The 13,154-nt window shown below is 63.2% G+C and carries 12 protein-coding genes; 5 read left to right on the top strand and 7 right to left on the bottom strand.

Translation table 11 applies throughout. The annotated features are described in order from the left end of the window. Nucleotides 1–89 precede the first annotated feature (89 nt). Entirely contained in the window at nt 90–3,110 is a 3,021-nt protein-coding gene (ydiJ, locus tag ABI582_RS18510) for a D-2-hydroxyglutarate dehydrogenase YdiJ (RefSeq protein WP_442119895.1), read from the bottom strand. A gap of 152 nt (nt 3,111–3,262) precedes the next feature. Here ydiJ and ABI582_RS18505 point away from each other — a divergent pair, with 152 nt between their 5' ends. Further along, entirely contained in the window at nt 3,263–4,147 is an 885-nt protein-coding gene (locus ABI582_RS18505) for a LysR substrate-binding domain-containing protein (protein ID WP_016498479.1), read from the top strand. 167 nt (nt 4,148–4,314) lie between these two features. Here ABI582_RS18505 and ABI582_RS18500 read toward each other — a convergent pair whose 3' ends face one another. From ABI582_RS18500 to ABI582_RS18475, 6 genes are all read right to left on the bottom strand, one after another. After that, entirely contained in the window at nt 4,315–5,733 is a 1,419-nt protein-coding gene (locus tag ABI582_RS18500; protein WP_162465267.1) for an amino acid permease, read from the bottom strand. Between the two features lie 646 nt (nt 5,734–6,379). After that, nucleotides 6,380–7,447, bottom strand: a complete 1,068-nt coding sequence (gene rluB, locus ABI582_RS18495; protein WP_258653568.1) for a 23S rRNA pseudouridine(2605) synthase RluB — start codon at nt 7,445–7,447, stop codon at nt 6,380–6,382. A gap of 274 nt (nt 7,448–7,721) precedes the next feature. Further along, the gene (gene scpB / locus ABI582_RS18490) at nt 7,722–8,489 is read right to left on the bottom strand and encodes an SMC-Scp complex subunit ScpB (RefSeq protein WP_442119894.1); all 768 of its coding nucleotides are present in this window, start codon (nt 8,487–8,489) and stop codon (nt 7,722–7,724) included. Further along, a complete protein-coding gene (locus ABI582_RS18485; protein WP_162801848.1) occupies nt 8,476–9,201 on the bottom strand; it encodes a segregation and condensation protein A in 726 nt (241 codons plus the stop codon). Before ABI582_RS18485 ends, scpB begins: the two co-directional genes overlap by 14 nt. Nucleotides 9,202–9,326: 125 nt before the next feature. Then, the gene (locus ABI582_RS18480) at nt 9,327–9,956 is read right to left on the bottom strand and encodes an L-threonylcarbamoyladenylate synthase (protein WP_338747527.1); all 630 of its coding nucleotides are present in this window, start codon (nt 9,954–9,956) and stop codon (nt 9,327–9,329) included. A gap of 13 nt (nt 9,957–9,969) precedes the next feature. Then, the gene (locus ABI582_RS18475; RefSeq protein ID WP_043201612.1) at nt 9,970–10,830 is read right to left on the bottom strand and encodes a PHP domain-containing protein; all 861 of its coding nucleotides are present in this window, start codon (nt 10,828–10,830) and stop codon (nt 9,970–9,972) included. A 67-nt stretch (nt 10,831–10,897) separates the two neighbouring features. Here ABI582_RS18475 and ABI582_RS18470 point away from each other — a divergent pair, with 67 nt between their 5' ends. From ABI582_RS18470 to ABI582_RS18455, 4 genes are all read left to right on the top strand, one after another. Next, nucleotides 10,898–11,491: a septation protein A gene (locus tag ABI582_RS18470; RefSeq protein ID WP_442119893.1), complete on the top strand. Its 594-nt coding sequence runs from the start codon at nt 10,898–10,900 to the stop codon at nt 11,489–11,491. A gap of 1 nt (nt 11,492) precedes the next feature. Beyond that, a complete protein-coding gene (locus ABI582_RS18465; RefSeq protein ID WP_442119892.1) occupies nt 11,493–11,792 on the top strand; it encodes a YciI family protein in 300 nt (99 codons plus the stop codon). A gap of 143 nt (nt 11,793–11,935) precedes the next feature. Continuing rightward, complete coding sequence (locus ABI582_RS18460) at nt 11,936–12,613, top strand: response regulator transcription factor (RefSeq protein ID WP_236198047.1); 678 nt, start codon at nt 11,936–11,938, stop codon at nt 12,611–12,613. Between the two features lie 101 nt (nt 12,614–12,714). After that, nucleotides 12,715–13,131, top strand: a complete 417-nt coding sequence (locus tag ABI582_RS18455) for a Spy/CpxP family protein refolding chaperone (protein WP_338744827.1) — start codon at nt 12,715–12,717, stop codon at nt 13,129–13,131. The last annotated feature ends 23 nt before the right edge of the window (nt 13,132–13,154 follow it).

Raw genomic sequence — 13,154 nt, 5'->3', positions numbered from 1 at the left:
AAGGCCGCTCCTACAGGGGCACGCTATTCCTTGTAGGAGCGGCCTTGTGCCGCGAATGGGCTGCAAAGCAGCCCCCGAGGCCCTGAAGGTTAACGCTGGGCGTACTGCAACACCACTTCCAGCGGGTGGCGCATCTTGCGCTCGGTCATGCGCTTGACCTGGCTACGGCACGAGTAGCCCGTCGCCAACGGCTCCCCTTCCTTGTCCAGCTTGGTCGCCCAGCTCTGCTCAAAGATGGTGCGCGATGTTTCCTGGTTACGCGCCTCGTGCCCGTAGGTACCGGACATGCCGCAGCACCCCGTCGCCTCAGTCACCAGCTTCAGGCCCAAAAGCTCAAACACCTGCTCCCACTGCCGGGTGCTGGCTGGCACGTTGGTCTTCTCGGTGCAATGCGCCATCAGGCGGAAGTTGCCCGGCGCGGTCGGCGCCTGCTCAGGCAGCACATCCATCAGCCACTCCTGCGGCAACAGTACCTTCGGACAACCCTCCAGCCCCGGCACTTTCTGGTATTCCTGGCGATACACCAGGGTCATCGCCGGGTCCAGGCCCACCAGCGGCACGCCGCAGTCGGCCAGGGCCTTGAGCTGGGTGGCGTTGCGGATCGCCGCCTTGGCGAATGCACCGAGGAAGCCCTGCACATGCAGCGGTTTGCCGTTAGCGCTGTACGGCGCCAGGAACACCCGATGACCCAGGCGGTGGGCCAGGTCGATAAAGGCCGACAGCAGCGGCGTTTCGAAATAGCGGGTAAAGGCGTCCTGCACCAGCACGATGCTGCGCTCGCGCTGGGCCGGGGTCAGCTCACGCAGGGCCGGCACACTGGCCACGCCAACGCGGCAGCGGGTCAGGGTGGCCTGGAAGTTGAAACGGCTGATCAGCGGGCTGTCGACCATGCCGATCTTGTCGGCCAGCAGCCTGGTTACCCACTTCGAGCCCATCACCGCGTTGTAAAGCCCTGGCGCGTGGGCCAGGTACGGAATGCTGAATTCCAGCGAGCCAATCAGGTAGTCACGCAGCGGGCGCTGGTAGCGGCCGTGGTACAACTCGAGGAAGCGTGAACGGAAGTCCGGCACGTTGACCTTGATCGGGCACTGCCCGGCGCACGACTTGCACGCCAGGCAACCGGCCATGGCGTCGTACACTTCATGGGAGAAATCGTCCTGCCCCTGGCTGCGTTCGCGGTTGTTGCGCAGGCGCGCTGGCAGGCCCTTGAGCCACGACACCTTGTTGCGCGCCGCGGCCAGCACGTCGATGTTCGCCTCGCCCTGCAGGCGCAGCCATTCGCGCATCAGCGAAGCACGGCCCTTGGGCGAATGCTGGCGTTCGCGGGTAGCCTTCCACGACGGGCACATGGCGTCGTTGGGGTCGTAGTTGTAGCAGGCGCCGTTGCCGTTGCAGTGCACGGCGCTGGGGAAGTCCTGCCACACGCGCTCGTCGATGGTGCGGTCGAGGTCGCCGCGCAGGGTCACGCCATCGACCGGGGTCAGGCCTTCGGCGCTGCCTGGCGGGGTGCAGATCTTGCCCGGGTTAAGCTGGTTGTGCGGGTCAAAGGCCCCCTTCAGGCGCTGCAGCGCCGGGTACAGCTCGCCGAAGTACTCCGGCACGTATTCGGAGCGCAGGCCTTTGCCGTGCTCGCCCCACAGCAAACCGCCGTAGCTTTTGGTCAGCGCCGCTACCGCATCGGAAATCGGCTTCACCAGCGCCGCCTGGGCCGGGTCTTTCATGTCCAGTGCCGGGCGTACGTGCAGCACGCCGGCATCGACGTGGCCAAACATGCCGTAGGTCAGGCCGTAGCCGTCGAGCAGCGCGCGGAAGTCAGCGATGTAGTCGGCCAACTGCTCCGGCGGTACCGCGGTGTCTTCGACAAACGGCTGCGGGCGCACCTCGCCCTCGACGTTACCCAGCAAGCCCACCGAGCGCTTGCGCATGACGTAGACGCGGGTGACCGCCTCGGCGCCTTCTGCCAGGGTATGCCCCAGGCGCTCGACGCTGGTATCCGCCTGCAAGTGTTCGACAAAAGCCTGCACCCGGGCGTTGACCTCGGCCGGCTCGTCGCCACAGAACTCCACCAGGTTGATGCCCAGAGTGGGGCGCTCGGGGTCGGCCGGGAAGTATTCGGCAACGCTGTGCCAGACGATATCTTTCATCGCCAGCATCAACACCCTGGAGTCGACGGTCTCGATCGACAGCGGCTTGTGTGCCATCAGCGCGTTGGCGTCGCGCAGGGCATCCATGAAGCTGGTGTAGCGCACGTTGACCAGCACCGCGTACTTGGGGATCGGCAGCACGTTGAGCTTGGCTTCGACCACGTAACCCAGCGAGCCTTCGGCGCCACACAGCACGCTGTTGAGGTTGAAACGGCCCTGCTCGTCGCGCAGGTGCGCCAGGTCGTAGCCGGTCAGGCAACGGTTGAGTTTGGGGAAGGTGGTTTCAATCAGTTCAGCCTGTGTTTCCTGAATCTCGCGGGCCATGCGGTACACCTCGCCGACCCGGCCGGGCGCGGCGCAGGCCTGCTCCAGTGCGGCATCGTCGATCGGCAGGCTGTGCAGGCGCTCGCCACCGAGCAGCACGCTGTGCAGCTCCAGTACGTGGTCGCGGGTCTTGCCATAGGTGCAGCTGCCTTGGCCGCTGGCGTCGGTGTTGATCATGCCGCCGACGGTGGCGCGGTTGGAGGTGGACAGTTCGGGGGCGAAGAACAGGCCGTGCGGCTTGAGCGCGGCATTGAGCTGGTCCTTGACCGTACCGGCCTGCACCCGCACCCAGCGCTCCTCGACGTTGATTTCGAGGATCTTGTTCATGTGCCGCGACAGGTCGACGACGATGCCGTCGGTCAACGACTGGCCGTTGGTGCCGGTACCACCACCGCGCGGGGTCAGCTTGACGTCCTGGAAGCGCGGGTCACCCATCAGCGTGGCAACCCGCGCCACGTCGTCGGCGTCCAGCGGGAAGACCGCCGCCTGGGGCAAGCGCTGGTAGATCGAGTTATCGGTGGCCAGCACGGTACGGGTGCCGTAGTCGGCACTGATCTGGCCACGGAAGCCGCTGCTACGCAGGGCTTCGAGGAATTCGGGGTAGTTGGCGCTCGGTGCAACGGTCGGCAGCTGGGCGATCATCGAAGGATGGCCTCTTGATATTGGCTAATTCACGGGATTCCTGTCGCACCGGCATAGGTGTTGCCATGCTGGGGTGACGTATAGGCCAATGTTCCTGTAGTTTCGCCTCAGGGGCAAACGGATAATCCTGCCGCTATCAATGACTTTTATGAATGAATTACCGCCACCTGACACCGTCCATGTCGCTGCTGCTGGCATTCGAGGCCGCCGCCCGGCATGAAAGCTACACCCGCGCCGCTGCCGAACTGTCACTGACCCAAAGCGCGGTCAGCCGCCAGGTGCAGGCGCTGGAACAGCAACTGGGCCTGACCCTGTTCCGCCGCGAGGGCCGCCAGGTGCAGCTGACCGATGTCGGCCGCCTGTACCAGCGCGAGCTCAGCGAGGCACTGGGGCGCATCCGCAGCGCCACCTTGCAGGCACTGGCCTACCAGTCAGGGGTGGGCACCTTGCGCCTGGCTACGCTGCCTACCTTCGGCTCGAAATGGCTGTTGCCGAGGCTGCATGCGTTCTACAGCGCCCACCCGGGCATGCTGGTACACATTCATTCACGTATCGAAGCCATCAACTTCGACACCAGCGAAATCGATGCCGCCATCGGTGTGGCCAGCCATGACCTGCCGGGGCTGATCTGCCATCGCCTGCATGCCGAGGAACTGGTGGTGATCCTGCCGCCGGAGGCCGGCGCAGATAGCCAGGGCTGGAGCCCGGCAAGGATCAGTGAAGAGGTGCTGCTGAATGTGGCCAACAACCCGCATGCGTGGGGCGAGTGGTTTTCGCACCATGGCCTGCCGCACCGGTCGATGCGCCTGGGGCCGAGCTTTGAGCTGACCTCGCATTTGATCCAGGCAGTGCGCGCCGGGATTGGCATCGGCCTTGTGCCGCGCATTCTGGTAGAGGAGGAGCTGGCCAAGGCAGAGCTGTACAGCCCTGGGGTAGCGTTTGCCAGCCAGCGCAGTTACTACCTGATCTATCCGCCCCGGAATGAGGCCTTGCCGTCGTTACGGGCATTCAGGGGCTGGTTGCTGGAACAGATCTGAAGGATAGGTTGCCCGTACCAGCCTCTTCGCAGCGCAAGGCTGCTCCTACACATGGAACGGCGTTCGCCTGTAGGAGCAGCCTTGTGCTGCGAAGAGGCCGGCACAGGCAATAAAAAACCCCAAGCCGGTCACCTGGCTTGGGGTTTCTTCTTACTACGTTGGGTTGCTTACTTGGCTGCGGTACCCGCAACCCCACCCGCATTCATCCGGCGGCGCGGCTTGACCATGTAGACAACGAACATCGCAAACAGCCACACCGGGATCGCATACACCGAAACCTGGATGCCCGGAATCATCAGCATGATGCCCAGAATCAGCACCACGAAGGCCATTACCACGTAGTTGCCATAGGGATACCACAGCGCCTTGAACAGCGGCTTCTGGCCAGTACGGTCCAGGTGCTGACGGAACTTCAGGTGCGAGTAGCTGATCATCGCCCAGTTGATCACCAGGGTAGCCACTACCAGCGACATCAGCAGCTCCAGGGCATTCTGCGGCATCAGGTAGTTGAGCAGCACGGCGACAAAGGTAACGGCTGCCGACACCAGGATCGCACGCACTGGCACGCCACGCTTGTCGACCTTGGCCAGCGACGCCGGGGCATCGCCCTGCTCGGCCATGCCCAGCAGCATGCGGGCGTTGCAGTAGGTGCCGCTGTTGTACACCGACAGCGCGGCGGTCAATACCACGAAGTTCAGCAGGTGGGCGGCCACGTCACTGCCCAGCAGCGAGAACACCTGCACGAACGGGCTGCTGCCGTAGCTGCCACCCGAGGCATCGATGCTGGCAACCAGGTTGTCCCACGGGGTGAGCGACAGCAGCACCACCAAGGCACCGACATAGAAGATCAGGATGCGGTAGATGACCTGGTTGATCGCCTTCGGGATCACGGTCTTGGGCTTGTCGGCCTCGGCAGCGGTGAAGCCAAGCATTTCCAGGCCACCGAAGGAGAACATGATGAACGCCAGGGCCATGACCAGCCCGCTGACACCGTTCGGGAAGAAGCCGCCATGGGACCACAGGTTGGCGATGGTGGCGTCCGGGCCACCGCTGCCGCTGGTGAGCAGGTAGGCACCCAGGCCGATCATGCTGACGATGGCCACGACCTTGATGATGGCAAACCAGAATTCGGCTTCACCGAAGAACTTCACGTTCATCAGGTTGATGGCGTTGATCAGCACGAAGAACGCCGCCGCCGTGACCCAGGTAGGGATCTCCGGCCACCAGTAGTGAACATACTTGCCCACCGCCGAAAGCTCCGACATGCCCACCAGGATGTACAGCACCCAGCAGTTCCAGCCCGACAGGAAGCCGGCGAAACCACCCCAGTAGGTGTGGGCGAAATGGCTGAACGAGCCGGCTACCGGCTCTTCAACAATCATTTCGCCAAGCTGGCGCATGATCATGAAGGCGATGAAGCCGCAAATGGCGTAGCCAAGGATCATGGACGGGCCGGCGGATTTCATCACGCCTGCCGAGCCGAGGAACAGGCCGGTACCAATCGCACCACCAAGGGCGATCAACTGGATGTGGCGGTTCTTCAGGCCCCGCTTGAGCTCGCCTGAATGCATGTTTTGTCCACTCATGAACGAAGTCACCTGCATTGTTTTTATCTGTGACGGAATCGGACCCACCGCGCTCGTGGCGCAGCGGAATGGGCAAGGTGGTTACCTTGGGTTTCTTGACCTCAGGTGCCGCCGAGGCGGGTCAACCAGGCGTGATCAAGAGTGCGCGGTACGCAAGAGGGTCACAGGTAAAACGCGGCGCACTGTATACCCCTGCAAACGCGCAGGCGTCAACGCGTTGCGTCCTTCCATCCGGAAAAAACGCAGCGATCCTGTGGTGTGGGCCTTGAAAGGCGGAGTGATCGGCGTACATGGCGCCTCCATTTGTTGTTTTGTCAGCCCGGCTCTGTGGACGGGCTCTTGCACACGGCAATGGCGGCTATAACACCGTGGGGACGGGGGTTTGGGCAAGGGTGGGTGGGGCCGGGGCGGCGGCTTTGGCACATGGGCGCCGGCAAAGTTTGTTTACACGATTGGGCTTGATCTGAAATGCGGACTGAAAACGGCCATGTTCGTATAGATTTCTTTACAGAGCGGTTCAGGAACTTGCCAGTCGTCCGAAAAATTCTTTTTGTTCAATATCTTGGGGTCGCTTTGCAGCCCCCAATTGCCACAGGCATAAAAAAACCAGCCCGAAGGCTGGTTCCTTGATTACCACACTGGCGTATCAGCCACGCGGCTTGCCGCGACCACGGCCTGCCGGCTTGTCACCCTCAGGCTTGCCCGGGCGCTTGCGCATATCGCTTGGGCGCTCGGCCACCGTGCTGCCACGGTTAGGTTTACGCGGAGCCTCTTCACGCGGCTGACGCGCCGGGCGCTCGCCGGTAGCGGCACCTTCGTGAGCCGGGCGCAGGTTGCGCACGCGCTCGCCACGGCCCAGCGGGCGGGTGGACTTGCGCTGCAGGCGCTCCATCTTGTCCTTGGCCTTGAGCTTCATGGCCGGCAGCGCTACTGGCTGCAGGCCCACTTCGGCGGCCAGGATGTCGATTTCGCCCTGGCTCATTTCACGCCAGCGGCCCATCGGCAGGTCGGAGTTGAGGAACACCGGGCCGAAACGCACGCGCTTCAGGCGGCTGACCACCATGCCCTGGGATTCCCATAGGCGACGTACTTCACGGTTACGGCCTTCCATCACCACGCAGTGGTACCAGTGGTTGAAGCCTTCGCCACCTGGTGCCTTCTGGATGTCGGTGAACTTGGCCGGGCCGTCTTCCAGCATTACGCCGGCTTTCAGGCGCTCGATCATCTCGTCGTCGACTTCACCACGCACACGTACCGCGTACTCACGGTCCATCTCGTAGGACGGGTGCATCAGGCGGTTGGCCAGCTCACCGTCGGTGGTGAACAGCAGCAAGCCGGTGGTGTTGATGTCGAGGCGACCGATGTTGATCCAGCGGCCTTCTTTTGGCCGTGGCAGGCGGTCGAACACGGTCGGACGGCCTTCCGGGTCGTCACGGGTGCAGATTTCGCCATCGGGCTTGTTGTACATGATCACCCGGCGGGTGGCCTCGGCGGCCTCTTCGCGCTTGATCAGCTTGCCGTCTACGGCAATGGCATCGTGCAGGTCGACGCGCTGGCCAAGGGTAGCTACGACGCCGTTGACCTTGATGCGGCCCTGGCTGATCCAGGCCTCGACGTCACGGCGCGAGCCCACGCCAATGCGCGCCAGCACTTTCTGCAGCTTTTCGCCGGATGGCGGGGTGATTTCGGTATCTTGCAGGTCTTGCTCACTCATCTGGGCACCTCCCGGTGTAGGAATGAAAACAGGTTCTTGGCGACGAACGCGCCAAAAGGCCGCGCATCATACGCGGTTCGGCAATGGAACGCACTGGAGGTTAGAGGGTTTTGCAAGTATTGGGAGCGGTTTCAGCCTAGTGGTCTTGTGTTGAGTTCACTGGCCCTATCGCCGGCAAACCAGCTCCCACAAGTGCAACACCACTTTCAAGACCTGCGAAACCCCTGTGGGAGCTGGCTTGCCGGCGATAGGGCCAGCACTGCCAAAAGAAGAATCAGGGCTGTAACTTGCCCTCTTCTTCCACGGAAGCCTCTGGCTCCTCCTCGCGCAAGTCATCAAAATCGATCTTCAGCCCCTCCTCCATGGCATCAAGCTCCACCAGCAAGCTTCGGAAGCTGGTTTCGTCCTTAGGCTCAGCAACCGCTTCGTCCTCAAGGCTGGCATCCGCCAACGCCTGCAGGTGCGCCGGCACGGGCGCGTCATCCGGGTCGAGCAGCGGCTCCGGCTCCATTTCGCGCAACTCGGCCAGGGCCGGCAGCTCATCCAGGCTCTTGAGGTTGAAATGGTCGAGAAAGCCTTTGGTGGTGGCAAACATCGCTGGCCGCCCGGGCACTTCGCGGTAGCCGACCACGCGAATCCACTCGCGCTCGACCAGGGTCCTGATGATGTTGCTGTTCACCGCCACGCCCCGTACGTCCTCAATCTCGCCACGGGTGATTGGCTGGCGGTAGGCGATCAGGGCCAGGGTTTCGAGCAGCGCGCGCGAATAACGCTGCGGGCGCTCTTCCCACAGGCGCCCGACCCAGGGCGCAAAGTCTTCGCGGATTTGCAGGCGGTAGCCGCTGGCCACTTCCTTGAGTTCGAAGGCACGGCCGCTGCACGACTTGCCAAGCACCTCAAGGGCCTGCTTGAACACGTGGGGCTCGGGGCGCTCGGCTTCTTCGAGCAGCTCGTACAGGCGCTCCAGGGATTGCGGCTTGCCCGAAGCCAGCAAAAAAGCTTCGATCAGTGACGCCAGGTCGCGGGGGTCATTCAGGTTCATCAGGTTCTTCAACAAGCGCTGGGCGAAGCCGCACGTGGATGGCGGCGAAGGGTTCATTCTGCACCAGTTCGATCAGCGATTCCTTCACCAGTTCGAGCACCGCCATGAAGGTCACCACCACACCCAGCTTGCCCTCTTCGGCGGCAAACAGCGCGCCGAACGGCACGAAAGCACCGCCCTTGAGGCGCTCCAGCACCTGGCTCATGCGCTCGCGGGTAGACAAGGTCTCACGGCTGATCTGGTGGCTTTCGAACAGGTCGTTGCGGCGCATTACCTCGGCCATGGACACCAGCAGCTCTTCCAGGCTGACCTGCGGCAACAATTTGCGCACCTTGGCCTGCGGTGCTTCCAGGCGCGGCACCACGACATCGCGGCCCACCCGTGGCAGTTCGTCGATGCCTTCGGCTGCGGCCTTGAAACGCTCATACTCCTGCAGGCGGCGGATCAGCTCGGCGCGCGGGTCGCCCTCCTCCTCCTCGACATCGGCTGAACGTGGCAGCAGCATGCGCGACTTGATCTCGGCCAGCATGGCGGCCATCACCAGATACTCGGCGGCCAGCTCCAGGCGCACGCTCTTCATCAGCTCCACATAGCCCATGTACTGGCGGGTGATTTCCGCCACCGGGATGTCGAGGATGTCGATGTTCTGCTTGCGGATCAGGTACAGCAGCAGGTCCAGCGGCCCTTCGAAGGCTTCGAGGATGACTTCCAGGGCATCCGGCGGGATGTACAGGTCCAGCGGCATTTCGGTCAGGGCTTCGCCGTAGACCAGGGCCAGTTGCAGCTGCCGAGGCGACTCGGCCTGCTCAGCCGGTGCCTCGGGCGTTTCCACCTGGCTCACGCGCTGACCAGAAACGGCGTGGGATCGCCGCAGCCTTCGCGGATCAGTTCCGGCTCATCGCCGGACAAGTCGATGATGGTCGACGCCTTGAGGTCGCCGAAACCGCCGTCGATCACCAGGTCGACGTGGTGCTCCAGCCGCTCACGGATTTCGTGAGGGTCGGTCATCGGCTCGGTGTCGCCCGGCAGGATCAGGCTCACGCTCATCAGCGGCTCGCCCAACTCGGCCAGCAAGGCCAGCGTGATGGCGTGGGCCGGTACGCGCAGGCCAATGGTGCGGCGCTTGTCGTGCAACAGCAGCCGCGGCACTTCACGGGTGCCGTTGAGGATGAAGGTATAAGGCCCCGGCACATGCGCCTTGAGCAGGCGGAAGGTGCCGGTGTCGACCTTGGCGTACAACCCCAGCTGAGACATGTCACAGCACATCAAGGTGAAGTTGTGCGTCTTGTCCAGCCCGCGCAGGCGACGCACCCGCTCAATCGCCGCCTTGTCACCCATCTGGCAGCCCAGCGCATAGGCCGAGTCGGTCGGGTACACCACCACGCCACCCTTGCGGATGATCTCGACGGCCTGTTTTATCAGGCGCGCCTGGGGGTTCTCCGGATGAATCTGGAAAAATTGGCTCACGTAGTCATCCTGTTCATAGCGCCAAGGGCTGTTCATGGCTGAATCGACGCCACAGAGGTGGCAGGTCCTCGGGCAAAGGCCGGTAGGCACCGATCTCTCCCCAGGTGCCGGGGCCGTGGAAGTCACTGCCAGCGCTTGCCAGCAGGCCGAACTCACGAGTAAGGATGGACATCGTGCCCACCTGCTCGGCCGGCATCATCCCGTTGACCACCTCAAGTGCCTGCCCGCCTGCCTGAATATAGTCGGCAATCAGCCTTCTGCGCTTGCTGCGGGTCAGGTCGTAATGCATGGGGTGCGCCAGGCTCACCCATGCTTTGGACTGGCGCAGGGTGGCGACAGTTTCGTCGAGGGTCGGCCAGTGCTGCTTGACGTCGCCCAGCTTGCCGGCACCCAGCCACTTGCGAAACGCCTCGCCACGGTCCTTGACGTGCCCGGCACGCACCAGGTACTCGGCAAAATGCGGGCGCGCCGGGGCGTTGCCGCTGTCGCCCAGTTCGTGCTGCACGGCGCGGGCGCCCTCCAGCGTGCCGGGCATGCCTTTGGCCGCCAGCCGTTTGTCGATTTCTTCGGCGCGCAACCAACGCCCCCGGTGCAGTGATTCAATCGCTGCCAGCAAGGGCGGCGCGTCCAGCGGGAAGTCATAACCCAGCACATGGATGGTCGCGCCACCCCAGGTGCACGACAATTCCACCCCGCTGACCCAACGCATGCCCCGTTCAGTGCAGGCCTGGCGTGCTTCGGCCAGGCCTTCGAGGGTGTCATGGTCAGTCAGTGCCAGCGTTTGCACCCCGTGCTCATGGGCCCGGGCAACCAGTACCGAGGGCGACAGCGCGCCGTCGGAGGCCGTACTGTGACAGTGCAGATCAACATTCATGGAGGAGCGCTTTCGCTGGAATCGATGTTTGTTATTATGCCGTCACATCCCGATTCTGGCTGCCATTGTGAAACAATTCATCGATTTCATCCCGCTGCTGCTGTTCTTCATCGTCTACAAGCTCGACCCGCGCCCCATGGAAGTCGCCGGCCACAGCTTCGAATTCGGCGGCATCTACAGTGCCACCGCCATGCTGATCATCAGCTCGCTGGTGGTGTACGGCGCGCTGTTCCTGCGCCAGCGCCGGCTGGAAAAGGGCCAGTGGCTGACCCTGGTGGCCTGCCTGGTGTTCGGTGGCCTGACCCTGACCTTCCACAGCGAAACCTTCCTCAAATGGAAAGCACCGGTGGTGAACTGGCTGTTCGCACTGGGCTTTGCCGGCAGCCACTTCATCGGTGACCGGGTGCTGATCAAGCGCATCATGGGCCATGCCCTGACCCTGCCCGATGCCGTCTGGTCCCGCCTGAACGTTGCCTGGATCGCCTTCTTCCTGTTCTGCGGCGCGGCCAACCTGTTCGTTGCCTTCACCTTCCAGGACTTCTGGGTCGACTTCAAGGTGTTCGGCAGCCTGGGCATGACCGTGATCTTCCTGGTGGCGCAAGGCGTGTACCTGTCGCGCCACCTGCACGACGACCCTTCCATTACCAAACCCAAGGATTGACATGCTCTACGCCATCATCGCCAGCGACGTCGCAAACTCCCTGGAAAAGCGCCTGGCTGCCCGCCCGGCGCACATCGAACGCCTGCAGCAGCTCAAGGCCGAAGGCCGCGTGGTGCTGGCCGGGCCACACCCGGCCATCGACAGCAACGACCCGGGCGAAGCCGGTTTCAGCGGTAGCCTGATCGTTGCCGAATTCGAATCGCTGGCATCGGCGCAGGCCTGGGCCGCTGCCGATCCTTACATTGCTGCAGGCGTGTACGACAAAGTCGTCGTCAAGCCCTTCAAGCAAGTACTTCCTTGACCTGAGACTGAGTCGCCTTCTTCGCGGGCTTGCCCGCGAAGAAGCAGACGCGGTACCCGCAGTTATACGATTGCCATCAGTCTGCGGTATCTTTGCCACTGGCGGGCCGAATAGCCGCCGTCAATGGTTGAATTGAGTGAGTCATGAGCGAGCTGTTACTGATTGATGATGACCAGGAGCTGTGCGAGCTGCTCGGCAGCTGGCTGACCCAGGAAGGGTTCACGGTGCGTGCCTGCCACGATGGCCAGAGCGCACGCCAGGCCCTGGCCGAGTACGCGCCGGCGGCCGTGGTACTGGACGTGATGCTGCCCGATGGCAGCGGCCTGGAGCTGCTCAAGCAATTGCGCAGCGAGCATGCCGAGCTGCCGGTACTGATGCTCTCTGCACGCGGCGAGCCGCTGGACCGCATTCTCGGCCTGGAACTGGGCGCCGACGACTACCTGGCCAAACCTTGCGATCCGCGCGAGCTCACAGCCCGTCTGCGGGCAGTACTGCGCCGCAGCCACCCCACTGCCACCACCAGCCAGGTGGAACTGGGCGACCTGGTGTACAGCCCAGCACGTGGCGTGGCCAGCATCGACGGCCGTGAAATGACCCTGACCCTGTCGGAAAGCCGCATTCTTGAAGCCCTGCTGCGCCAACCCGGCGAACCGCTGGACAAGCAGGAGCTGGCGCAGATCGGCCTGGGCCGCAAACTGACCCTGTACGACCGCAGCCTGGACATGCATGTCAGCAACCTGCGCAAGAAGATTGGCCCACATGCCGATGGCCGTCCACGCATCGTGGCGCTGCGTAGCCGTGGCTATTACTACTGCCTCTGACCATCTTTACCGAGCCTTTACCATCCGCTGACTGCGCTTGACGGTGATCTCCCTAGACTGTGCTCATCCGGTAACCACCGGCCTATGAAAGGAGAGACACCATGCGCAAGACCCTTATCGCCCTGATGTTCGCCGCCGCCCTGCCGACCGTGGCCATGGCCATGCCTGAAGGCGGCCCGCGTCACGACGGCCCGCATCATCGCGGTGATGCGCCTTTCCATCAACTGGACCTGAGCCGCGACCAGCGCCAGCAGATCGGCAAGCTGATGGGCGAGCAGATGCAGCAGCGCCGTGAAATCAACGAGCGCTACCTGGCCAAGCTGCCAGCCGCCGACCAGAAAGCCATGAAGGACGAGCTGCAAGCCAGCCGGGCCAAGACCGACACCGCAGTGCGCAACCTGCTCAAACCTGAGCAGCAGAAGAAGTTCGACGAACTGCAAAAGGAACGCGCCGCAAAGAAAGCCGAGTGGCAGGAGTTCCAGGCCTGGAAAGCTGAAAAAGGCACCAAGGCTCAGTAAGCTGTACGCCCGATGCCCGGCCC

Source organism: Pseudomonas sp. SAS7, from assembly GCF_052112345.1.
GTDB classification, from domain to species: Bacteria; Pseudomonadota; Gammaproteobacteria; order Pseudomonadales; family Pseudomonadaceae; genus Aquipseudomonas; species Aquipseudomonas putida_Q.
Note: the sequence above shows the minus strand (reverse complement) of the source record. Positions and strands in the feature narration are given on the sequence as shown.